Consider the following 22439-nt stretch of genomic DNA (forward strand, 5'->3'; position numbering starts at 1 on the left):
CCCCGGCACCCTGGTGCGCGTGCGCCTGGGCACGCGCCCGCTGCTGGGGGTGGTCTGGGAGGCGCCCCAGGACGCCGAGCCGGTGCCGGCGCACGTGCAGCTGCGCGCCCTGGACGCCGTGCTGCCCCTGCCCCCGCTGGATGCCACCTGGCTGCGCCTGGTGGCCTTTGCCGCCCGCTATTACCAGCGCAGCCTGGGCGAGATCGCCATGGCCGGCCTGCCCCCGGCGCTGCGCAGCGCCACGCCCGAGCAGTTGGCCAAGCGCCTGCAGCCGCCGGCGCCCAAAAAGCCCCCCCGCAAGTCCGCGCGCGCCGCAGCCGCGGCCGAGGCGGCGGTGGAACCCGTGGCCGCTTTGCCCGCCCCGCCCGAGGCGGCCGTCACCCTGAGCGCCGAGCAGCGCCAGGTGGTCGACCAGATCGCGCAGCACCCCGGCCCCTTCCTGCTGTACGGCAGCACCGGCAGCGGCAAGACCGAGGTCTACCTGCGCGTCGTGCAGCGCGCCCTGGAGGCCGATCCCCAGGCCCAGGCCCTGGTGATGGTGCCGGAGATCAACCTCACGCCCCAGCTGCAGGAGCGCTTTGCCACGCGCTTCACCCCGCTGTTCGGCCCCCAGTCCGTGGTCAGCATGCACAGCGGCATGACCGAGGTGCAACGCCTCAAGAGCTGGCTGGCCGCCCACCAGGGGCAGGCGCGCATCCTGCTGGGCACGCGCATGGCGGTGTTCGCCAGCCTGCCGGGGCTCAAAGTGATCGTCGTCGACGAAGAACACGACCCCAGCTACAAACAGGAAGAAGGCGCCCGCTACTCGGCGCGCGACCTGGCGCTGTGGCGCGGCCATGCCAGCGGCGCCCAGGTGCTGCTGGGCAGCGCCACACCCTCGCTGGAAAGCTGGCACGCCAGCGACCCGGCCGTGGGCCGCTACCTGCGGCTGCACATGCCCAGCCGCATCGGCGCCGGAGCCCTGCCGCGCGTGCGCCTGGTGGACATGCGCCAGCAGCCCAAGCGCACCGTGTTCGCCCCACCGCTGCTGGAGGCCATCACCGCGCGCGTACAGCGCGGCGAGCAAAGCCTGGTGCTGCTCAACCGCCGCGGCTTTGCCCCGGTGCTGTTTTGCACCGACTGCGGCTGGAAAAGCGACTGCCCGCACTGCAGCGCCCACCAGGTGTTCCACAAGGGCGACCGCAGCCTGCGCTGCCACCACTGCGGCCACACCCAGCGCGTGCCGCCGGCCTGCCCGTCCTGCGGCAACCCCGACATCCTGCCGCTGGGCAAGGGCACGGAGCAGCTGGAGGAAGAGCTGGCCCGCCTGCTGCGCAACGTGCAGCGTCCGGACGGCCAGCCGGCCCGCGTTGGCCGCATCGATGCCGACACCACCCGCCACAAGGGGGCGCTGGAAGCCCAGCTGGCCCAGGTGCACGAGGGCGAGATCGACGTGCTGGTGGGCACGCAGATGGTGGCCAAGGGCCACGACTTCCGGCGCATCACCCTGGTGGCCGCTGTGCAGCCGGACGGCGCCCTGTTCTCCAGCGATTTCCGCGCCCCCGAGCGCCTGTTCTGCCTGCTGATGCAGGCCGCCGGCCGCGCCGGGCGCGATGCCGGCTACGTCAGCGACCAGGGCAGCCAGCCCGAGATGTGGGTGCAGACCGCGGAGCCGCAGCACAGCGTCTTCGCCGCCCTGCGTCAGCACGACTACCCGGCCTTTGCCGCGCGCCAGCTGCAGGAGCGGCACGACGCCGGCATGCCGCCCTTCGCCTTCCAGACCCTGGTGCGCGCCGACGCCAAGACCCAGGCCGCGGCCCAGGACTTTCTGCGCGCCGTCAGCGACGCCGCCCGCCAGGGCCAGCTACCGCACCTGGACGACGTGTTCCTGTACCCGCCCATCCCCATGAGCGTGCAGCGCGTGGCCAATGTGGAGCGTGCCCAGATGCTGATCGAGGCCGCCGACCGCCGCGCCCTGCAAAGGTTTTTGCACGCCTGGCAGCCCTGGCTGCACTGGGTGCGCAGCCAGCCCCAGCACAAGGGCGTGGTGCGCTGGCTGATGGATGTGGACCCGCTGTCGCTGTGAAAAGCGTTTTGCAACACTTTTTACCAGTTCACCCATATCCCGCCTGCGCAGGCAGCTCCTGATTTGTGCACGCCCCGGTGGGCTCGGTGTTTGTCCGAATGCCAGACGGGCGCGGATGTTGCATCGTGCCCACCAGCCACTGCCCGCCGGGCGGTGCACTTTCTTTTTCGGGAGCTTCCCATGTCTCTGACTTCCACCTTCCGCCTGAGCCTGATCTCGGCGGCCCTGGCCCTGGCTGGCTGTGCCTCGCAGGCGGCCGGCCCCGGCGCCGCGGCGGCCCCTGCCGCTGCCGCCCCCGCCACCACGGCGGCGGCCCCCGCCAGCGCCAAGCCCCATGTGGTGGTGCTGGCCACCGGCGGCACCATCGCCGGCGCCGGCGCCTCGGCCATGAACAGCGCCACCTACTCGGCCGCCAAGGTGCCGGTGGACAAGCTGCTGGCCGGCCTGCCCGAGCTGGGCAACATCGCCAAGGTGTCCGGTGAGCAGGTGTTCCAGATCGCCTCCGAGAGCTTCACCAACGACCACCTGCTGAAGCTGGCCCAGCGCGTGTCGCAGCTGGCCAAGCAGGCCGACGTGGACGGCATCGTCATCACCCACGGCACCGACACCCTGGCCGAGACCGCCTACTTCCTGAGCCTGACGGTGCACACCGACAAGCCCATCGCCGTGGTCGGCTCCATGCGCCCCGGCACCGCGCTGTCGACCGACGGTGCGCTGAACCTGGTCAACGCCGTGAGCGTGGCCGCCTCCAAGGACGCCAAGGGCAAGGGTGTGTTCGTCACCATGAACGACGAGATCAACACCGCCCGTGACGTGAACAAGGACATCAACATCCAGACCGGCGCGTTCCAGAGCCAGTGGGGCCCGCTGGGCATGGTGGTGGAAGGCAAGAACTACTGGTTCCGCGCCCCGGTCAAGCGCCACACCAACCAGTCCGAGTTCAACATCGACAGCATCACGGCCCTGCCACAGGTGGACATCGTCTACGCCTACGGCAACGTGCAGCACACGGCCGTGAACGCCCTGGTCGCCGGCGGCGCCAAGGCCATCGTGCATGCCGGCACGGGCAATGGCTCGGTGGCCGACCGGATGGTCAAGCCGCTGCAGGACGCGCGTGCCAAGGGCACCGTCATCGTGCGCGCCTCGCGCGTGCCCTATGGCTTCGTGCTGCGCAACGCCGAGCAGCCCGACGACAAGTACGACTGGGTGGTGGCCCACGACCTGCGCCCCGAAAAGGCGCGCATCCTGACCATGCTGGCCCTGGCCAAGGGCGCCAGCACGCAGGAGCTGCAGCGCATGTTCTGGGAGTATTGAAGCCCCTCTGAGGTGCGGTGCGCCTTTTCCCCTCGCTCGCGATGCGGGAGGGGGGGGGCGACACCGGTGCGGCGGGGTAGCCCTGGCGCGATGTCCACGCGCGGGGCCACGCCAGTTGCGCCGGCCACGCCCGATGGCGCACACAGGCATCTAATCAACGCCCAGCGCAGTCCCTGACTGCGCTGGGCGCTCTTGTTTTCACGAGCATCTCTCGTGCACACCGCCCGCGCAGCGTGCCGCGAGGCCCGCACCGGCACCGACAGGTCACCAAGCCGCCAGGCAGGACGTACCCGGCACCGATACGCATCAAATGACCTTCCAGCCCATGCCCACCTGCGCTGAACGCTCTTATTTTTTCAGCAACAGATCCACCACCAGCGAAAAGCTCACAAAGGCCAGCGCCGTGCTCACCAGGATGATGCGCGCCACGCGCCCGCCGTGGGCGCCGAAGCGCTCGGTCAGCAGCGACACATTGCTGGCACTGGGCAGGGCCGCCACCAGCACCAGGGCCACCACCGTCTCAGTGGCCAACGCGGCGCCGGCCGCCAGCGCCAGCTGGCAGGCCAGCCAGACCAGCAGCGGGTGCAGCAGCAGCTTGGCCAGGGCGATCGGCACGTAGTGGCGCGCGGCCACCTGTTCGTGCTGGTTCATCTGCGAACGCGCCAGCACCGCCCCGATGGTGAACAGCGCCACGGGCGAGGCTGCCCCGGCCAGCATGGCCACGGTCTGGTCGATGGGCCCGGGCAGCTGCAGCGCGCTGGCCGAGGCCACGGCCCCCAGCGCAATCGCCCAGGGCATGGGGTTGGTCAGCATGCCGCCCAGGGCCTTGCGCAGTGCCGCCAGGGCTCCGCCTTCACCCTGGCCCAGGCGCGACAGCGCGATGCACAGCGAGGTGGTGATCAGCATGTCGATGGCCATGGTCAGGATCACCGTGCCGGCGCTGCCCGCGCCCAGCAGCGCCACCAGCAGCGGCACGCCCATGAAGCCGGAGTTGGGAAAGGCCGCCACCAGGGCGCCAAACGCGGCGTCGTTCCAGCCCCAGCGCCGGCGCGTGGCCAGCACCGTGCCGGCCACCAGCAGCAGGCCGCAGCCCAGGTAGACGGCGCCGACCACCGGGTCCAGCAGCTGGGCGATGGGCGTCTGCGCCCCAAAGCGAAACAGCATGCACGGCAGCGCGAAATACAGCACAAAGGTGTTCAGCCCGGGAATGGCGGCCAGCGGCAGCACCCCGCGGCGTGTGGCGATGAAGCCGCACAGCACCAGGGCGAAGAAGGGAAAGGTGACAGCAAGAATGGACAGCACGGTGGGCGATTGTGGCAGCAGCACCCCGACGTTCGCCTACACCGCTTACGCGCAGGCGACAAGTGTTGCCGTCTGCAAACTCTTGGCCTGCGCGGGCAAGGCCAGGGCCCCTCGCGGCACCGGGTGGGCTTGCGTATGATGGGGCACGCCTGCCTGCCAGGCGTTTGTTGTTTGTCCGTCTTTGCTGCCCCCCTTCCTGCCCCATGTCTGCTGGTCTGAACCTCGCCCAACTCCAAGCTGTCCATTACACCGAAGGCCCCTGCCTGGTGCTGGCGGGCGCGGGCTCGGGCAAGACACGCGTGATCACGCACAAGATCGGCCGGCTGATCGACAACGGCCTGGCGCCCAAGCGCATCGCCGCCATCACCTTCACCAACAAGGCCGCCGCCGAAATGCGCGAGCGGGCCAAGGGCCTGATCGGCAAGGCCGCCAAGGACGTGATGATCTGCACCTTCCACTCGCTGGGGGTGCGCATGGTGCGCGAGGACGGCCACGTGCTGGGCCTCAAGCCCAGCTTCAGCATCCTGGACCAGGACGACGTGACCGGCATCCTCAAGGACTGCGCCGGCGGCACCACCGACGTGGCCACGGCGCGCCAGTGGCAGTGGACCATCAGCAACTGGAAGAACGCCGGCTGGGACAGCCGCAAGGCCCTGGCCATGGCCCAGGACGACCACGAGCGCAGCATCGCCCTGATCATGCAGCGCTACGAGGAGCGCCTGACCGCCTACCAGAGCGTGGACTTCGACGACCTGATCGGCATGCCCATGCGCCTGCTGCGCGGCCATGCCGAGGTGCGCGAGAAATGGCAACGCATGCTGGGCCATGTGCTGGTCGACGAGTACCAGGACACCAACGCCACGCAGTACGAGCTGCTCAAGCTGCTGGTGGGCGAACGCGCGCACTTCACCGCCGTGGGCGACGACGACCAGTCCATCTATGGCTGGCGCGGCGCCACGCTGGACAACCTGAAGAAGCTGCCCATCGACTACCCCCACCTCAAGCTCATCAAGCTGGAGCAGAACTACCGCTCGACGTCTGCCATCCTGCGCGCGGCCAACAACGTGATCGGCCCCAATCCCAAGCTGTTTCCCAAGACCCTGTTCTCGGAGCTGGGCGAGGGCGAGCCGGTACGCATCGTCGACTGCGACACCGAGGAGCACGAGGCCGAGCGTGCCGTGGCGCGCATCCTGAGCCTGCGCGCCAACGCCAACCCGCAGCCGGCGTGGAAGGACTTCGCCATCCTGTACCGCGCTAACCACCAGGCCAAGCCGTTCGAGAAGGCGCTGCGCAAGGCCAGCATCCCGTACAAGGTCTCGGGGGGCACCAGCTTCTTCGACCGGGCCGAAATCAAGGACCTGTGCGCCTGGTTCCGCCTGTGGATCAACAACGACGACGACCCGGCCTTCCTGCGCGCCATCGGCACGCCCAAGCGCGGCATCGGTCACACCACGCTGGGCAAGCTGGGCGAGTTCTCGGGCCAGCACAAGCTGTCCATGTTCGGCGCCCTGTTCAGCCACATGCTCGAGGCCGTGCTGCCCAAGAAAGCGCACGAGGGGCTGCTGGAATTCGGCCGCTACATCAACGACCTGGAATACCGCGCCCGCCACACCCTGGGGGCCGAGGCTTCGCGCAGCTTCATGCTCGACTGGCTCAAGGAGATTGGCTACGAGCAGTACCTGTACGACAGCGAAGACAGCGAGACCGTGGCCGCGGCGCGCTGGACGAATGTGCTGGAATTCTGCGACTGGATGAGCCAGCGTGCCGGTGGTCAAATCGAAGACGCAGCCGGCACGACCACGCAGACCGAAACCAAGAGCCTGCTGGAAGTGGCGCAGAACATTGCGCTGCTGTCCACCATCAGCGAGCGCGAGAAAGAGCAGGACATGGTGATCCTGTCCACCCTGCACGCCTCCAAGGGTCTGGAGTGGCCGCACGTGATGCTGGTGGGCGTGACCGAAGGCATGCTGCCCTTCAAGCTCGACGATGACGATGGCAAGCAGGACAAGGTGAGCGACGACATCGCCGCCCGCCTGCAGGAAGAGCGCCGCCTGATGTACGTGGGCATTACCCGCGCCCAGCGCACGCTGGTAGTCAGCTGGACCAAGCGACGCAAGAAAGGCCGCGAGATGGTGCAGTGCCAGCCCAGCCGCTTCATCAAGGAGATGAACCTGGACGCCAGCACCGCCCGTGAAGACCCGCGCGAAAAGCTGCGCCAGTTGCGCGAGCAGCTGGCACGCAAGGCCGAAGCGGCGCCCAAGTCCTGATTTTTTCATAGCTGGTCACGCAAGCCCCACCTGGGCTGCATGGCCCCAAGCGCAACATTTGCACACCGCGACCGCCGGCAACGTCGCCTTTGGCTGACGCCACCGGCTGGACACAGCCCGTATGCTGCGCCAGCATTCCACCGAGGCTGCACGGCAGCACCGCCCCGACACCGCCATGGCACGATCCCTGACCCCTTCCCCTCGCCTGCACTGGACTTCGCTGGCCACCGCGCTGGCCACCCTCACCGCCCTGCCCACCGCCCAGGCCCAGGCGCCCGCCGCCGTGCGCGAGGAGGCCTGGCGCCAATGCGCCGCCACCACCGACAACCAGGCCCGCCTGGCCTGTTTTGACACCTGGGCGCAGCAACAGCAACCCCTGACCCCGCCCCCGGCCAGCACCTGGCTGGCCCCGACGGCCAGTGCCAGCCAGCAGCCCGAGGCCGTGCTGCAGCAGGCCGCCAACGCCCCCATGGTGCAGGCCGACGTGCTGCCCGGCCAGGGCCTGGTGCCCACCAACGGCGGCTGCCGCGATCCGCGCTACAGCGAGATCTCGCGCTTTTTCGAGCTGGAGCCCGGCAGCGACTGCGGCACCTTCACCTTCCGCGGCTACAAGCCACTGTCGGTGTCGGTGCTGCGCAGCGACCACATCAACCAGCAGCCCAGCAGCCCCGGCAAGGAGCCCGCCCCGGTGCGCGACTACCAGCCGCAGGAAATGCGCATCCAGCTGTCGGCGCGCACCAAGATCGCCTCCGGCCTGCTGACCGACTCCAGCTCCGGGCGCAAGGACTCGGTCTGGGTCGGCTACACCCAGCAGTCGTTCTGGCAGGTGTTCAACCCCGATCTCTCGCGCCCCTTCCGCACCACGGACCACGAGCCCGAGATCTTCTACGTCTACCCCACCGACGCCGCACTGCCCGGCGGCTGGCGCTGGCGCTACAGCGGCGCCGGCATGGTGCACCACTCCAACGGCCAGAGCGATCCGCTGTCGCGCAGCTGGAACCGCTGGTACGTGATGACCGGCGCCGAGCTGGGCCACCGCTGGCAGGTCCACGCCAAGCTGTGGAAGCGCATGTCCGAGAGCACGCCCGACGACGACAACCCCGGGATCCAGAACTACTGGGGTCGCGGCGAGGTGAAGCTGCTGTGGAACGTCAACGACGCCAACACCCTGGGCCTGACGGCGCGCGGCAGCCTGGGCAAGGGCTACGGCTCGGGGCGCCTGGAATGGCTGCGCACCATCGGCTCGGGCTGGAACGGCGGCAAGAGCAACCTGCGCCTGCACGTGCAGCTGTTCAGCGGCTACGGCGAAAGCCTGATCGACTACAACAGCAAGCGCACCTCGCTGGCCGTGGGCCTGAGCCTGCTGGACTTCTGAGCGCCGCCACTTCGCAAACGATAGCTTCCAGCGCGCACCAAATGGGTGCTGGAAGCTATTTTTATTAACAATCATCACCGCCGGCGCTTCCGCCCATCGCCAGCGCTTGTGGCCGCCGCAGGCTTGGCGCAGAATCGGCGGCACGTGGGACGCGGGGAGCCAGCGCTCCCACAAACAGGCGGTGCCCGCACCGCAATTTCCTTTGTTTGCATGCATGGACGTTCGCAGACAATGCGGCACCAAGGATGACCATGAATCTGCAATACCAGCTCAAAGCCGGCAGCTACTACCTGTACGACATGCGCGACCAGCCCAGCGCAGTCACAGGCGAGCGCCGCTTCAAGCTGAAGACAGATTTGCTGGCCATCGCGTTCGACCTGTACACCGGCGAGGTGCACCAGCACGGCACGCCGTCGCGCATCCAGTCCTGGGCCACCACCGCCCGCCGCCGCCTGCGCGCGGCCGGCCAGTGGCAGGCCGCCGAGGACATCATCGTCATCAGCGGCCCCTTCCCGGTCGAGGAAATCAACAAGTGCCTGTGGATCCGCGGCTACTGCCGCCGCATGTTCCAGCGGCTGGCCTCCTTGCCGCACGGCAAGCTGCAGCCGCGCGCCGGCACGCGCCAGCAGGCCCACGGCAGCCAGACGCACAGCAAAGGCTGGCAGCGCCGCGCCGCCTGACGCAGGCCCCCGCCGCAGCGGGCGGGTGCCATCACCGGCTCAGGATTCCACCTCTTCGGTATCCGGCTCGTCCCCCAGCACGGCCTGGGCCGGGTCTTCGGGCAGCTTGACCACCAGCACCGGGCGGGTGCAGCGGCTGATCACGGCCTTGGAGACCGAGCCCACCAGCACGCTTTCGATGGCGCCCATGCCGCGTGCGCCCAGCAGCACCAGGTCGGCATCGATTTCCTCGGCCATGTCGACCAGCACGGTGGCGGGTTCCCCCAGCACCACCTCCATGGAGTAGCCAACGCCCGCGGCGTCCAGCAGTGCGGCGCCTTCGGCCATCAGGTGTTCGCCCGCTTCCACGGCGGCGGCGGCAATCGCGTCCGAGTCCTGCGTGGCCAGTTGCAGCAGCGAGGCCGGCTCCTGCACGTTGACCAGGGCGATTTCCGCACGCAGCCCCCGGCCCACCAGGGACAGGGCCTGGTGCACGGCCTGCAGCGATTCGTTGGAGCCGTCGATGGCGATCATGATGTTGGCGTACATGGCGTTCTCCTTGTCGTAGTAGCGGGCTGGGTTCCACTATAGACCCGCCCAGCGCGACCCGCCACGGCTTCTGGGACAATGCGCGCCATCATGCTGCAGTTCGAACTTCTCACCACCGATCCGACCAGCCACGCCCGCCGTGGCACCTTGACCCTGAACCACGGCAAGGTCCAGACCCCCATCTTCATGCCCGTGGGCACCTACGGCACCGTCAAGGGCGTGATGCCCCGCAGCCTCGAAGAAATGGGCGCGCAGATCATCCTGGGCAACACCTTCCACCTGTGGATGCGCCCCGGCCTGGACATCATGAAGACCTTCGGCGGCCTGCATGGATTCGAGAAGTGGAACAAGCCCATCCTGACCGACTCCGGCGGCTTCCAGGTCTGGTCGCTGGGGGCAATGCGCAAGATCACCGAAGAAGGCGTGCACTTCCAGAGCCCGGTGAACGGCGACAAGCTGTTCATGTCGCCCGAGGTCAGCATGCAGATCCAGACGATCCTGAATTCGGACATCGTGATGCAGCTGGACGAGTGCACGCCGTACGAGACCAACGGCCACAAGACCACGGAAGCCGAAGCGCGCAAGTCCATGGAGATGAGCCGCCGCTGGGCCCAGCGCTCCAAGGACGAGTTCGAGCGCCTGGAGAACCCCAACGCGCTGTTCGGCATCGTGCAAGGCGGCATGTACACCAATCTGCGCGAGGAATCGCTGCAGGCGCTGGTGGAGATGGATTTCCCCGGCTACGCCGTGGGCGGTGTCTCGGTGGGCGAGCCCAAGGACGAGATGCTGGAGATCATGGCCCACACGCCCCACCTGCTGCCGGCCAACAAGCCCCGTTACCTGATGGGCGTGGGCACGCCCGAGGACCTGGTGCAGGGCGTGGCCGACGGCGTGGACATGTTCGACTGCGTGATGCCCACGCGCAACGCGCGCAACGGCACGGTGTTCACGCGCTACGGCGACCTGAAGCTGCGCAACGCCCGCCACAAGAGCGACCACCAGCCGCTGGACACCACCTGCACCTGCCACGCCTGTGCCGGCGCCAGCGGCGTGAGCTGGGACAACGGCGGGCGCGACGGCTTCAGCCGTGCCTACCTGCACCACCTGGACCGCTGCGGCGAGATGCTGGGCCCCATGCTGACCACCATCCACAACCTGCACTACTACCTCAACCTGATGCAGGAAGTGCGCAACGCGCTGGACGCCGGCACCTTCGCCCAGTTCCGCGCCCAGTTCAAGGCCGACCGCGCGCGCGGCGTCTGAGCCCGCGGCACGCCCACCAGCCAGCCTCCTGCGGGAGGCTTTTTTGCGCCCGCTGGGCGGGCCTGCCGCCGGTCCAAGTCGACGAACGGCAGCAGGCCGGTCCTGTGTCCTACTTGGGTGCCGCAGGAAATACCGAGAATGGGTGGGCCCCCACTCCTGCAGCCCCTGCGCCCACCCGTGTCCCTGGATGCCTCCGCCCCTTCTGTCCAGCCCCCGTCCGTCTGGCGCGGGCAAGCCGCACTGACCGCCGGCATCCTGTTGGCCTGCCTGCTGGGCGTCTACAGCCGCCCGCTGGGGTCCATGGCGGCCTTCTGGCCGGCCAACGCCATCTTGTTGGGCCTGCTGCTGCGCCACCCCGAGCTGGCGCGCCACCCGGGCAGCTGGCTGTGCGCGCTGCTGGCCTACATCGCCGCCGACCTGCTGACCGGTGCCACGCCATTCATGGCCCTCACGCTGAACCTGGCGAACCTGATCGGCGTGCTGGCCGGCTGGCTGCTTCTGGCACGCGTGCGCAACCAGGTGCTGGGCTTCCAGAACCAGCGCTCCGTGATGACCGTCTTCCTGGGGTGCCTGCTGGCGGCCACGGTCAGCACGCTGGCGGGGGCCTGGCCCAGCGCGGTCGCCTTCCACATGCCCTTGTGGCAGTCGGCGCTGCTGTGGCTGTCGGCCGAGTTCTACAACTACGTGCTGATCCTGCCGGTGTTCCTGGCCGCCCCCGGCGGCTGGCCCTGGACCTGGCCGTTGACCAAACAGCAACGCTCCTGGAACGATGCCCTGCCGCTGCTGGCCCTGGTTCTCAGCGAGGCCCTCAGCCAGCTGATCGGCGGCAACGGCGCGATCGCCTTCAGCATCCCCGCCATGGTCTGGTGCGCGATGAGCTATGGCGTCTTCCCGGTCACCGTACTGAGCCTGCTGGTCTGCCTGTGGAAAACCGGGCTGCTGGCCTTCAGTGCCTTCGATTTTGTTCCGGCGCACCTGGACGATGTGCTGTCCTACCGCACCGGGCTGGCCATGCTGTCGCTGGCACCCCTGGCCGTGGCCAGTGCCTACACGCTGCGCATGCAGGCCCTGCAGAAGCTGCACCACGCGGTGCACCATGATTACCTGACCGGGGTCCTGGCGCGCCGGGCGCTGATGGAGCGCGGCCAGAAGCTGCTCTCGCGCCTGGAGGAGGACGGCCAGTCCGTCGCCGTGCTGATGCTGGACATCGACTATTTCAAGCAGGTCAACGACCGCTACGGCCATGCCCAGGGCGATGTGGTGCTGCAGACCTTCGCACGGCTGGCCAGCGAGGCGCTGCGCCCCGACGATCTGCTGGGCCGCCTGGGCGGCGAGGAGTTCGCCATCCTGCTGCCGCGCACCCAGCGCGAACAGGCCCTGGCCGTGGGCCAGCGCATCTGCGAGCGCCTGCGCGACCACCGCTTTCCGCTGGAGGATGGCGCCCCCTTCCAGGTCACGCTGAGCATCGGCCTGCACGCCGTGGTGTCGATCGGCCCGCAGGACAGCATCGAGCAGCTGCTGTCCAAGGCCGACGCGGCGCTCTACATGGCCAAGCGCAGCGGCCGCAACCAGGTGCGCCAGTACGGGCCGGCGCTGGCTCCGTCATCCATGTAAAACCATAGCGGCTGGCGCACGCTGTGCGCTGAGTTCAAGCACCAAGGCATTGAAAACCCCGCCACAGCGCGCGCCATGCGCTCACTTTTATGAACCTGCGGAGGACGGCGGCGTGCCCGGTGCATCCGGCGCCACCGCATCCGGCGTGGCTGCCGCGGCCCCGCAGTGGAAGCAGAACTTGGCAAAGCTGCTCTTGCGCGCCTGGCAGGCGGTGCAGGGCTCGAACAGGCCGATGCCGCAATGCGGGCAGAAATCGGTCACGCCATCCTTGAGGTCCACGGCCCGCTCGCAGCCCGGGCACACGCCCTTGCTGAGGTGGCCCCAGGCCTTGTCGTAGGTCATCTGCGTGCGCCGCTGGGTGGCCGGCAGGGCCTCGGCCTGGCGCTGGCGCTCCAGGTAGCGCTGCAGCGCCACGATGGCCCAGCGCCCGATCAGCACCGTCAGCACGATGCCCACGGCCGAGCGCACATAGCCGCCATAGCTGGGCAGGTAGGGCACCAACTCGACGAAGAAGGCGAACAGCGCGAAGAAGATGAAGCCCCAGACAAAGGGCCACCAGGGGCTCTTGCGCTTTTTCACGAACAGCCAGCCGGCCAACACCAGCAGGGGCAGCGTGAGGGCCAGGCGGTAGAGGAACACCCGCAGCTCCTGCGCGCGCTGGGCACGCTGCAACGCCTCGTGCGCCGTGTCTTCCAGCGCCTGCAGACGGTCACCCACGCGCGTGGCCTGCTGGCGCGCATTCAGCAGGGCCTGCTCCTGGTCCTGCAACTGCTGCTGGGCCTGGCGCTCGGTCTGGCGCAGCTGCTCCAGCGCCTGGGTGCGGCGGATCACCTCGGGGTCCTGCTCGCTGCGCTGGGTGGCGGAGCGCGTGGCGATCCAGTTGCTGAAGGTGTCGCGCGCCGCCTGCGTGTCGCTGCGCGCCTGCTGCCAGCGCAGCTGGGCCTGGTCGCGGGCCTCCAGCGCCTGGCGCTGCGCCGCGCGCAGCGATTCCTGCTCATTGCGCAGGGGCTGGGCCTGCCGCAGGTCCAGGAAGTCGTCCAGCTCCAGGCGCTGCTCGACCTGGGGCAGGTCGTCCACCACCGCCGAGCCCAGACCGATCAGGAAGCTGGCAAAGACCACCGCCACCAGCCATAGACCCCGGCGAAACCAGGTTTCCGACCAACGCAAAGATTTACCCACGGCCTACCTCCTCATGTACTGCGCGCATTATGCGGATGGCGGCTGCATGCGCCCCGCCAGGCGCAGCAGCCAGTGCTTGCTGCGCCGCAGGTACTGCGGGTCGCGCCAGCACATCAGGGCCACGAACACGGCATTCGCCGCCCCCAGGCACAAGAACAGCTGCGGCACCGTCAGCCCGGCCGCCAGCAGGGCCCCGGCCAGCACGGCCGACGACACCATGAACAGCGCATTCAGGATGTTGTTGGCCGCGATGATGCGCGCCCGGTGCGTGACCGGGCTGCGCTGCTGGATCAGGGCGTACAGCGGCACGCTGTAGACCCCGGCGGCCAGCGACAGACCGAACAGGTCCAGCAGCACGCGCCAGCGCCCCGGGGCATGCCAGAACTCCGCCAGCCCCAGCATGCCGGCCGTGGGCGGCAGGCCCTGCAGCGTCCACCACAGGTCGACCGAGCACACGCTCATGCCCAGCGCGCCCAGAGGCACCAGGCCGGGCTCGACACACCCGCGGGACAGGGACTCGCACAGCAGCGCCCCGGTGCCCACGCCCAGTGAGAACACCACCAGCAGCAAGGCGGCCACCTGTTCGCTGCCGTGCAGCACCTCCTTGGCCAGCACCGGGAATTCCGCCAGGAACACGGCCCCGAAGAACCACATCCAGCTAATGCCCAGCACGGCCCGGAACACCAGGCCATCGGTGCGCGCCAGCCGCAGGTTGGCCAGGGTTTCGGACCATGGGTTCCAGTTCATGCGGTGCACCACCGCCGGCGTGCCCTGGGGTGGAATGGCGCCAGCGGCCCAGCGACCCAGCAGGGCCAGCGCCAGGCAGCTGGCGGCCACATGGATGCGCCCGACCTCGGGCGTGGCGATCAGCACCCCACCGACCATGTTGCCCAGCAGAATGGCGACGAAGGTGCCCATCTCCACCATGCCGTTGCCCCCGGTCAGCTCCGAGGGTCGGAGCACCTGCGGCAGGTAGGCGAACTTGGCCGGACCGAAGAAGGTGGAATGCACGCCCATGCCCACCAGGCACAGCAGCAGCAAAGCCGGCCACTGCAGGACAAAGCCCAGCAGGGCCGCGGCCATGATGGCGATCTCGCAGTCCTTGACGCGCCGCATCAGCACCGCCTTGTCCATGCGGTCGGCCAGTTGCCCGGCCGTGGCCGACAGCAGCACGAACGGCAGGATGAACAACGCCCCGATCACCAGCCCCGCCACCGAGGGTGGCAGCCAGGCCACCTGCAACTGGTAGGTCACCAGCACGGTCAGCGCGAACTTGAACAGGTTGTCGTTGGCCGCCCCCAGGAACTGGGTGGCAAAGAAAGGACCGAACCGCCGCTGGCGCAGCAGTCCGAACTGGGGGGTGTGGTCGCTCATGTCAAAGCCTGCAGCGGCTGGGTGAAAACCAGCAACTGTGCACTCATTTGCTGCAGCGCGGTGCCATCGACTTCATAGGTGCTGGTAAAACCCAGCAGCGGCACGGGCCCCAGGGCATGGCGGATCAGCTGCAACTCCGCATCCACCTGGGCGCTGCGGGGCACCGGGTGGCGCAATGCGCTGCGGATGTAGATGGCCCCGCAGATGCTGCGGCCAATCGCCGTGGCCTGGCCGTCCTGGGCCGGCGTGGGCTCTGGCGCCAGCCAGTCGCCGATCTCGGCGCAGGCCCGGCGCACCTCGGCGCGCGCCACCTGCTCGTCCGCCTGGCACAGGGTCACGGTCTGCCCCGGCTGCGGCAGGCCCTCGACAAACACAGCCTGCCGCAGGGGGTCGATCCCCACCACCGACAGCACGTGGGCCGCCAGGGCCACGCTGGCGCCGTAGACCCAGGGGTGGGGGGGTGACAGCGCCAGCAGCGTCTGCCGCAATTCCCCCGGCAGCCGGTGGGGCGCCGCACCGGGCGCTGCCAGGGCCTCCTGCCAGTTCAAGTGGCCAAACAGCACCTCCAGGGCCGGCCGGCCATCCAGCGCCAGCAGGGCCGCGCCTTCGGCGTGGGTCACGGTGTGGGATGGCCCCATGGGCCGGCAGCCCTGGATGCCCACGCTCAGCAGTTCCACCCCGGACCCGAACAGTACCCCCGACAGCCCGCCTTTTTGCACCCCGCCACCGCCCACCGTGGCCGGCAGGCGGCCCGATGCCGTGCTGCCCCAGGCCCACTGGGCATGGTCCTGGCCCAGATGGCCCAGGCCACCCAGCAGATCCGGGCATTCGAGCTGGCGCGCCAGCTCGATCAGTTGCGGCACCAGCGCGGGGGCCGCAGCATCGCCATGCACCAGCGCCGCCTGGGCGGTCACGCCCGGCTGCGTCGGCTTGTGGGTGGCGATGTCGGAAAACAGTTGGTAGTCGCCCGGCGCCAGCACGGGCAGCATCACCGCCACCGCGCCGGTGTGCCCATAGTCCATGTCCCCGGCCAGCACCGAGTGCGCGGCACAGCCAGCCCAATGCTGCACCTGGGGCAGGGCCTGTGCCAGCGTACCCACGATCTCGGCCGCGTGCGCCGCCAGCGAGGCCGAGACATAGACCAGGCCCAGGCCATGCCGGACCGTCGGGGACTGCATGCTGATCTGCGCCTGCAACTGCACGATCACCTGCCGGGTCGCGTGCTGCCACAACGGATGACCGGCATGGGCGCAAGGGAAAAACGGCATCACGCGATCGCTCCTTGCGCAGCCACCGCCGCGCCGTGGTCAGCCCAGGGACTCAGCGCGCGCCCGCTTTGCGTGCTGCAGCGGACTTGGTCTTCGCCACCGGTTGGGCCGCGGCGGACTTGCGCGGCGCAGGCTTGGCCGCCTTGCTCGCCGTGGCCGTTTTGCCAGCAGCCGGTGCACGCTGGCGCGCCGCGGCGGCGGGCGCCGGCTGGCGGGTGGTTTTCTTCGCCGCCGGCGTTTTGGCGGCCGGCGCGGCCTCCGCCTTGGCGGGCATGGCCTGCAACACCGCCTGGCGCACCATGTCGCTGGCAGTCTGGACGGCCACCTTGGCGAAGTCGGAGCCCATCTGCGTGGCCTGCTTCACGGCCTGCTGCTGGGCCGGGTCCTGCAGGGCCTGCTGGGCGATCTGCTGGAACTGCTGGGTCAGCGCCCCCCACCATTGCATGGCCGTGGCCATCCCGGCGGCCGGGGCGGCCTCTGCAGCCGAAGGGGCCGCAGGTTCGTCCGCGGCCGGCGGTACTGGTGCAGCGGGGGCCGGATCGGCGGCCGCTTGGTCCGGCAGGGGCCAGTTGGACAGCGGCTGGCCCGTGGCCGCATCCGCCGCCGCCTTGGCTGCGCCCGCGAAAGGGAAACCCTGGGCCAGGTCCGCCAGGTTCACATTCATGCCCTGCAAGGTGGACAGCGTCATGCGCTGCACCTGCAAGGCCTGGACCGTGGCGCTGAGGGCGCGGTTGTTCTGTTCCAGCCAGAACTGCACCGCCTTGAGTTCTTCGATGCGTTTGTCGATCTCTTCCACGCTGACCGTGGGGGCGACCCAGTGGGCAAATGGCGGTACCGCCGATGCGCCCTGGCCGGCCTTGCCCAGGTTCTGCAAGAAATCGAAACCGGGGATGAATTTGCCGAAACCGAAAGCCGAGGTGTCACTCATAGCAAGCCTGCAAGCAAGAGCCGATGAAAACCCAGGCGCATCCAGCGCTCCGGGCCGCGTGACACAAGCTTACTGCACAAGGACGCGCCTGGCTTGTCATCTGCAACGCACACCGCACCCCGGCCGATGCGGACGCGGAAGCACGCTTTATTCCACATAAGCATATAAAAGCCCGTAATTATTTTGCAATCAAAATAAGTAGATCCCTGATTTTTTGAACGCTTTGCACCATGCGCCTGCTGTCCCGTCCCCTGTCCCGGTCCTTGCGGGCCGCCCCGTCCTCCCTGGCCGCGATGGCGGCACTGGCGCTGCTGCCCTGGGCCGCCCAGGCGGCCGAACCCGCGGCCTGGCCCCAGCACCCCGTGACCCTGATCATGGGCTTCAATGCCGGCTCCGGCGTGGACATGGTCGGCCGCTCGATCCAGGAGCCCGTGTCGCAGCGCCTGGGCCAGCCCATCATCATTGACTACAAGAGCGGCGCAGCCGGCAACATCGGCAGCGAATACGTGGCGCGCGCCAAGCCCGATGGCTACACGCTGTACTTCGGCACCGCCGCCACGCACGGCAGCAACGCCGCGCTGTACAAGAACCTGCCCTTCGATGTGGAGGCCGACTTCATCCCCGTCGCGCCCATCATCGACGTGGCGAACGTGCTGACCGTCAATCCCAACGTGCTGGACGTCAAGAACCTGCAGGAGTTCGTGGCGGCCGTCAAAGCCAACCCCGGCAAGTACAACTACGCCTCCACCGGCAACGGCGCAGGCACCCACATGGCCTTCGCCGAACTCAATGCCCGCCTGGGCCTGGACATGGTGCATGTGCCCTACAAGGGCGGCCCCGAAGCCATCGGCTCGGTGCTGCGCGGCGAGACCTGCTGCATCATGAACCAGGTGCAAAGCGTGCTGCCCCACTACAAGGCCGGCAAGGTGCGCCTGCTGGGCGTAACCACGGCCAAGGCCGTGGAAGCCGTCAAGGAAGTTCCGACCATCGCCTCCAGCGGCATTCCCGGCACCGAGAGCTTCAACAGCTCGATCTGGTTCGGCGTGTTCGCCCCCAAGGGCACGCCCGCACCGGTCATCCGCAAGCTCAGCCAGGCCATCCATGAGGCGCAGCAACTGCCCGAGGTGCGCGATCGCTTCACCGCCCAGGGCAACACCCTGCGCATCGAATCGCCCGAGCAGTTCAAGCGCACCGTGCACCAGGACCGCCTGAAGTGGGCCAAGGTGGTCAAGGACGCCAAGATCAGCATCGACTGATTCCACGTTTAGGATCGCAGCACTGCCTGCTGCTCTGCGCCTGCCGCTCTCGCGAGCTTCAGGCGCTTTTTGGATTTTGTTATGTCTTTTTCCGCTGCTTCACTCCCCCAGCCGGCTGGTCTGTCGGCCCTGGAAGAACGCCTGCGCGACGATTTCACCACCCTGGGCTGGCCGGCCAAGAACTGGCTGCCCGCCCGCACCCACCACGGCGAGGACGTGCACGACGTGCTGGTGATCGGCGCCGGCCAGGCCGGCCTGGCGCTGAACGTGGCCCTGCGCCAGGTCGGCATCCGCCCGGTGCTGCTGGACCGCTCGCCGCGCGATTTCGAGGGCCCCTGGGCCACCACGGCGCGCATGGAGACCCTGCGTTCGCCCAAGGAACTGACCGGGCCGGCGCTGGGCATTCCTGCGCTGAGCTTCCGCGCCTGGTTCATCGCGCAGTTCGGCCTGGAGGCCTGGACCGCCCTCGACAAGATCCCGCGCCTGCAATGGATGGACTACCTGCGCTGGTACCGCCGCGTCACCGGCGCCGATGTGCGCAACGCACACGAGGTGCTCGCCGTGCGCCCCCAGGCCGATGGCCTGGTGGCCGTGGACGTGCGCGCCGACGGCCACACCCGCACCTGGTTCACACGCCGCCTGGTGCTGGCCACCGGCCGCGACGGCCTGGGTGGCGCGCAGGTGCCTGCCTTTATGCACGGCATCGATCGCCGCTTCTGGGCCCACTCGTCCGATGCCATGGACTACACCACGCTGGCCGGCCGGCATGTGGGCGTGGTGGGCGCGGGTGCCTCGGCCATGGACAGCGCCGGCACGGCCCTGGAGCAAGGCGCCGCCAGCGTGGACCTGCTGGTGCGCCGCAGCGACCTGCCGCGCATCAACAAGTCCAAGGGCTCGGGCGTGCCCGGCCTGACCCACGGCCAGTACCTGCTGTCCGATGACTGGAAATGGCGCATCCGCCACTACATCAACGCCCAGCAGGTGCCCCCCCCGCAGGGCAGCACCCTGCGCGTGGCGCGCCATGCCAACGCCCACTTCCACCTGGGCTGCGCGGTGCAGCGCGTGGAACCCGTGGGCAACAAGCTGCACGTGCACACCACCCTGGGCGTGTTCGTGCTGGACTTTCTGATCGTCTCCACCGGCTTTGCCATCGACTGGCGCCTGCGCCCGGAATTTGCCGACATCGCCCCCCATGTGCGCCTGTGGAACCAGCGCTACCAACCCGCCACCGGGCAGGAGGATGCGGAACTGTCCGCCTCCCCCGACCTGGGCGCGCTGTTTGAATTTCAGGAGCAGACACCCGGCGCCCAGCCTGGGCTGGACCGCATTCACTGCTTCTGCTACCCGGCCGCGCTGTCCCACGGCACGATCTCGGGCGACATCCCCGCCATCAGCGACGGCGCCCGCAAGCTGGCCCAGGGGCTGGCCGCGCTGTTCTACCGAGAAGACATCGAGCACCACTTCGCCCAGCTGCAAGCCTATGCCGAGCCCGAACTGGACGGCACGGAATGGACCGCCGCGGACAGCGCCGCACGCATTCGCCAACTGCACGACGGAAACGTTTTTTCATGACCGACACCATTGACCGCCTGGCCGGCCTCGCCGCCGGCAACCCCGTATTCGCCACCCGCCACGAGCGCAGCAAGGTCGCCGTGGCCACCCAGGCCTGCGAAGACCTGCTGCTGGGCGCCACCCTGACGGCGGGCCTGTCGCAGATCGAACGCCTGGTGCTGGCCGCCGAGCAGGCCCGCGTCAGCGGCGTGGACGCCCTGGCGGCCGAGTACCGCGCCCGCGCGCTGGCCCTGGGCGACGCGCTCTCCCCCGCGCTGCGCAGCGTCCTGGACCAGGCCGGTGCGCAGACCGGCGATGCGCGCCTGGATGCCACGCTGCACTTTGTGCGCACCCTGGCTCTGAAGCCTGCGCACAGCGACCAGGCCACGCTGCTGGCCATCCCGGCGGCCGGCCTGTCGGTGGACGACACCGTGCTGCTGGCCCAGCTGGTCGGTTTTGTGGCCTACCAGGCCCGCCTGCTGGTCGGCGTGCAGGCCATGGCGGCGCTGGGCGGCATCGCCCCGAGTGCGGTTCCCGACACCGTGGCGGCCGCACCGTTTGTGCACCCCGCCAACCTGCCCGCCCCGGGCGAGCCGCTGCGCCGCAACGGCTTCACCAGCGAGACGCTGGACTGGAAGTCCTGGCTGCCGGTGCTGGACCCGGCCACGGCCACGCCCGAACAGCAGAAGGTGCTGGAGATCAGCCACCCCAAGGCCAAGACCATGGACTTCTACCTGCTGCTCGGCCGCCAGCCCGCCGTGCTGCTGGAGCGTTCACAGGCCTTCAACGCCATCATGTATGCGCCCGGCGGCCTGTCGCGTGCGGAGCGTGAAGTGGCGGCCACGGCCGTGTCGCGCAGCAACGGCTGTGTGTACTGCGCCTCCGTGCACGCCCAGCGTTTCGAGCAACTGGCCAAGCGCAACGACGTGATGGCCCAGCTGTTCGATGACCCGGACACGGCCGGCACGAATGCGCGCGAGCGCGCCATCATCCAGGCCTCGCTGGTGCTGACGCGCGCACCGGGCGCGTTCGCCGCCCGCGACGTGCTGGCCCTGCGCGAGGCCGGCCTGTCCGACCTGGAAATCCTCGACATGATGCACTCGGCCGCGCTGTTCGGCTGGGCCAACCGCCTGATGCTGAACCTGGGCGTGGAAATCTGGCCCCAGGCCGCCTGAGCCCAGACGCCCCGAGGACCGGATACGCACCGCCCCCACCTGGCGCACGCCGGCTGGGGGCGGTGGTCCCTCAGTGCTGGTGGCCGCCCGCGGGCATGGCATGGCCGCCATGCCCAGCGGCCTCACCGCCCTTGGGAGCCATGCGCTGCACCGGCACCTGCAGGTGCAGGCGCGACTCCGCACCCTGGGCATCCTGGAACACCAGGGTCACGGGCACCTGCGTGCCTTCCTGCAGCGGGGCCTTGAGCTGCTGGAACATCAGGTGCAGGCCTCCGGGCTTGAGTTCGACGGTCTGGCCCGCAGGCAGGTCCAGGCCATCCAGGGCGCGCATGCGCATCACATCGCCCTCCATCTTCATTTCGTGGATTTCGCCCACGGCCGCGGCCGGCGTGCGCACGCCCACCAGGCGCAGCGGCTCCTTGGCCGTCAGGCGCACAAAGGCGCCCGTGGCCTGCTGGCCGGCCACGCTGGCACGTGCCCAGGCGCCTTCGGCGGCGACATGGGCCGCATCGGGGTGGGCCATGGCAGGGGTTGTCAAGACCGCGCTCAGCAGCGCAGCGGCGATCCACATGGGGTTCTTCAACATCACAGATTGCTTTCAAAAATTCAGGACCCGACGCAAGCAGGTCGCCACGGCGGCGATCGCCTGCGTGTTCTGTGCACGTGCCACCGGCATCCACGCTGCGGGACCGGGGTGACGGCCTGGAAGGTTCGGCGCACACCGCCGATCTCCACGTGGCGCGTGCGGACAACGCCGCCGCGCCCCCAGGCCCCACCCACACCGGCGTACGCCGGCCGTGCACACGTGCAGAAAAGACCGTGCGTCAGCCCGGTGGGCCGCGCGCCAGCGGGCCATAGGTCCAGCGCGCCGGCACCGGCACCCAGGCCCAGTCCACCGGGCGATCCGGCGCTGCGGCCTGGACGCTGGCGGCCTGCAGAGCAGGCGGCGGCGCCAGCACCGGCATGCACAGCGGGCAATCAATCAGATGGTGCAGCGCCGCCGACGCATCGGCACCGGCCGTGCTGGCCGGGCTGGGCACCCAGTGCGGCGCGCTGTCGCCGGAGCACAGGCGCTCCAGGCTGCCCAGGGTCAGATGGGCCCGCGCCAGCGGCGCCCCGACGCCGGCCGCCACCACGCACAGCCACGCCGCCAACACCCAGACGGTGTAGCGACGCCAACGAAGCGATGGGGCCAGCAGCAACATGTCGGCCATTCTAGGGGGAGCGGATATGCCCCAGTGCAGCCACCCCCACGGTGCTATGGCCCCAATCGGCTTTTAGCGCTGACTGGATCTGCGCC

The 22439-nt window shown here is 69.2% G+C and carries 17 protein-coding genes and 1 pseudogene; 10 read left to right on the forward strand and 8 right to left on the reverse strand.

The window, feature by feature from the left end:
* Together priA and FYM52_RS14390 are read left to right on the forward strand one after the other, a co-directional pair.
* On the forward strand, nt 1–2065 hold a 2065-nt coding region (priA, locus tag FYM52_RS14385), incomplete at its 5' end, for a primosomal protein N' (protein ID WP_238826227.1).
* Nucleotides 2066–2245: 180 nt separating this feature from the next.
* Complete coding sequence (locus tag FYM52_RS14390) at nt 2246–3379, forward strand: asparaginase (protein WP_154164597.1); 1134 nt, start codon at nt 2246–2248, stop codon at nt 3377–3379.
* A gap of 348 nt (nt 3380–3727) precedes the next feature.
* Here FYM52_RS14390 and FYM52_RS14395 read toward each other — a convergent pair whose 3' ends face one another.
* Nucleotides 3728–4681, reverse strand: a complete 954-nt coding sequence (locus tag FYM52_RS14395; protein ID WP_162524739.1) for an AEC family transporter — start codon at nt 4679–4681, stop codon at nt 3728–3730.
* A 203-nt stretch (nt 4682–4884) separates the two neighbouring features.
* On the opposite strand from FYM52_RS14395, the gene FYM52_RS14400 reads away from it, so the two are divergent.
* From FYM52_RS14400 to FYM52_RS14410, 3 genes are all read left to right on the forward strand, one after another.
* Nucleotides 4885–6948 carry an ATP-dependent helicase gene (locus tag FYM52_RS14400; protein WP_154164598.1) on the forward strand — a complete coding sequence of 688 codons (2064 nt, stop codon included), beginning with the start codon at nt 4885–4887 and terminating at the stop codon, nt 6946–6948.
* Between the two features lie 175 nt (nt 6949–7123).
* Nucleotides 7124–8323, forward strand: a complete 1200-nt coding sequence (locus tag FYM52_RS14405) for a phospholipase A (protein WP_154164599.1) — start codon at nt 7124–7126, stop codon at nt 8321–8323.
* A gap of 251 nt (nt 8324–8574) precedes the next feature.
* Nucleotides 8575–9003: a hypothetical protein gene (locus FYM52_RS14410; RefSeq protein ID WP_042413845.1), complete on the forward strand. Its 429-nt coding sequence runs from the start codon at nt 8575–8577 to the stop codon at nt 9001–9003.
* A 39-nt stretch (nt 9004–9042) separates the two neighbouring features.
* On the opposite strand, the gene FYM52_RS14415 is transcribed toward FYM52_RS14410, so the two are convergent.
* Nucleotides 9043–9531, reverse strand: a complete 489-nt coding sequence (locus FYM52_RS14415) for a universal stress protein (RefSeq protein WP_043382696.1) — start codon at nt 9529–9531, stop codon at nt 9043–9045.
* Nucleotides 9532–9621: 90 nt separating this feature from the next.
* Between FYM52_RS14415 and tgt the strand changes: the two genes are divergently transcribed.
* Entirely contained in the window at nt 9622–10794 is a 1173-nt protein-coding gene (gene tgt / locus FYM52_RS14420) for a tRNA guanosine(34) transglycosylase Tgt (protein WP_154164600.1), read from the forward strand.
* Nucleotides 10795–10971: 177 nt separating this feature from the next.
* Nucleotides 10972–12408: a GGDEF domain-containing protein gene (locus tag FYM52_RS14425; protein ID WP_154164601.1), complete on the forward strand. Its 1437-nt coding sequence runs from the start codon at nt 10972–10974 to the stop codon at nt 12406–12408.
* 87 nt (nt 12409–12495) lie between these two features.
* On the opposite strand, the gene FYM52_RS14430 is transcribed toward FYM52_RS14425, so the two are convergent.
* From FYM52_RS14430 to FYM52_RS14445, 4 genes and pseudogenes are all read right to left on the reverse strand, one after another.
* Nucleotides 12496–13587, reverse strand: coding sequence for a zinc ribbon domain-containing protein (locus FYM52_RS14430; RefSeq protein WP_162524740.1), 1092 nt, complete (start codon nt 13585–13587; stop codon nt 12496–12498).
* 63 nt (nt 13588–13650) lie between these two features.
* Nucleotides 13651–14961: pseudogene (locus FYM52_RS14435) on the reverse strand (MFS transporter); the annotation flags it as partial.
* Nucleotides 14958–16229, reverse strand: coding sequence for an FIST N-terminal domain-containing protein (locus FYM52_RS14440; protein ID WP_154164603.1), 1272 nt, complete (start codon nt 16227–16229; stop codon nt 14958–14960). The gene FYM52_RS14440 and the pseudogene FYM52_RS14435, both read right to left, overlap by 4 nt.
* Nucleotides 16230–16281: 52 nt before the next feature.
* On the reverse strand, nt 16282–17157 hold the full coding sequence (locus FYM52_RS14445) for a PhaM family polyhydroxyalkanoate granule multifunctional regulatory protein (RefSeq protein ID WP_154164604.1): 876 nt from the start codon (nt 17155–17157) through the stop codon (nt 16282–16284).
* A gap of 230 nt (nt 17158–17387) precedes the next feature.
* Here FYM52_RS14445 and FYM52_RS14450 point away from each other — a divergent pair, with 230 nt between their 5' ends.
* From FYM52_RS14450 to FYM52_RS14460, 3 genes are all read left to right on the forward strand, one after another.
* Nucleotides 17388–18413, forward strand: a complete 1026-nt coding sequence (locus FYM52_RS14450) for a tripartite tricarboxylate transporter substrate binding protein (protein ID WP_042413714.1) — start codon at nt 17388–17390, stop codon at nt 18411–18413.
* 81 nt (nt 18414–18494) lie between these two features.
* Entirely contained in the window at nt 18495–19985 is a 1491-nt protein-coding gene (locus FYM52_RS14455; RefSeq protein ID WP_154164605.1) for a SidA/IucD/PvdA family monooxygenase, read from the forward strand.
* Nucleotides 19982–21139, forward strand: coding sequence for a peroxidase-related enzyme (locus tag FYM52_RS14460; RefSeq protein WP_154164606.1), 1158 nt, complete (start codon nt 19982–19984; stop codon nt 21137–21139). The genes FYM52_RS14455 and FYM52_RS14460 overlap by 4 nt, the downstream gene beginning before the upstream one ends.
* A gap of 70 nt (nt 21140–21209) precedes the next feature.
* On the opposite strand, the gene FYM52_RS14465 is transcribed toward FYM52_RS14460, so the two are convergent.
* Together FYM52_RS14465 and FYM52_RS14470 are read right to left on the reverse strand one after the other, a co-directional pair.
* Nucleotides 21210–21725: a copper chaperone PCu(A)C gene (locus FYM52_RS14465; RefSeq protein ID WP_238826228.1), complete on the reverse strand. Its 516-nt coding sequence runs from the start codon at nt 21723–21725 to the stop codon at nt 21210–21212.
* A gap of 238 nt (nt 21726–21963) precedes the next feature.
* Nucleotides 21964–22353 carry a hypothetical protein gene (locus FYM52_RS14470; protein ID WP_154164607.1) on the reverse strand — a complete coding sequence of 130 codons (390 nt, stop codon included), beginning with the start codon at nt 22351–22353 and terminating at the stop codon, nt 21964–21966.
* Between the last annotated feature and the right edge of the window lie 86 nt (nt 22354–22439).

Source organism: Comamonas sp. CAH-2, assembly GCF_009668305.1.
Classification (GTDB): Bacteria; Pseudomonadota; Gammaproteobacteria; order Burkholderiales; family Burkholderiaceae_C; genus Comamonas; species Comamonas aquatica.

Bases quoted from the DNA above. Each gene is read 5' to 3' on its own strand.
- FYM52_RS14410 (WP_042413845.1), top strand. From the start codon at position 8,575: ATGAATCTGCAATACCAGCTCAAAGCCGGCAGCTACTACCTGTACGAC.
- FYM52_RS14400 (WP_154164598.1), top strand. From the start codon at position 4,885: ATGTCTGCTGGTCTGAACCTCGCCCAACTCCAAGCTGTCCATTACACC.
- FYM52_RS14465 (WP_238826228.1), bottom strand. From the start codon at position 21,725: ATGTTGAAGAACCCCATGTGGATCGCCGCTGCGCTGCTGAGCGCGGTC.
- tgt (WP_154164600.1), top strand. From the start codon at position 9,622: ATGCTGCAGTTCGAACTTCTCACCACCGATCCGACCAGCCACGCCCGC.
- FYM52_RS14390 (WP_154164597.1), top strand. From the start codon at position 2,246: ATGTCTCTGACTTCCACCTTCCGCCTGAGCCTGATCTCGGCGGCCCTG.
- FYM52_RS14445 (WP_154164604.1), bottom strand. From the start codon at position 17,157: ATGAGTGACACCTCGGCTTTCGGTTTCGGCAAATTCATCCCCGGTTTC.
- FYM52_RS14460 (WP_154164606.1), top strand. From the start codon at position 19,982: ATGACCGACACCATTGACCGCCTGGCCGGCCTCGCCGCCGGCAACCCC.
- FYM52_RS14450 (WP_042413714.1), top strand. From the start codon at position 17,388: ATGCGCCTGCTGTCCCGTCCCCTGTCCCGGTCCTTGCGGGCCGCCCCG.
- FYM52_RS14405 (WP_154164599.1), top strand. From the start codon at position 7,124: ATGGCACGATCCCTGACCCCTTCCCCTCGCCTGCACTGGACTTCGCTG.
- FYM52_RS14470 (WP_154164607.1), bottom strand. From the start codon at position 22,353: ATGGCCGACATGTTGCTGCTGGCCCCATCGCTTCGTTGGCGTCGCTAC.
- FYM52_RS14440 (WP_154164603.1), bottom strand. From the start codon at position 16,229: ATGCCGTTTTTCCCTTGCGCCCATGCCGGTCATCCGTTGTGGCAGCAC.
- FYM52_RS14455 (WP_154164605.1), top strand. From the start codon at position 18,495: ATGTCTTTTTCCGCTGCTTCACTCCCCCAGCCGGCTGGTCTGTCGGCC.
- FYM52_RS14415 (WP_043382696.1), bottom strand. From the start codon at position 9,531: ATGTACGCCAACATCATGATCGCCATCGACGGCTCCAACGAATCGCTG.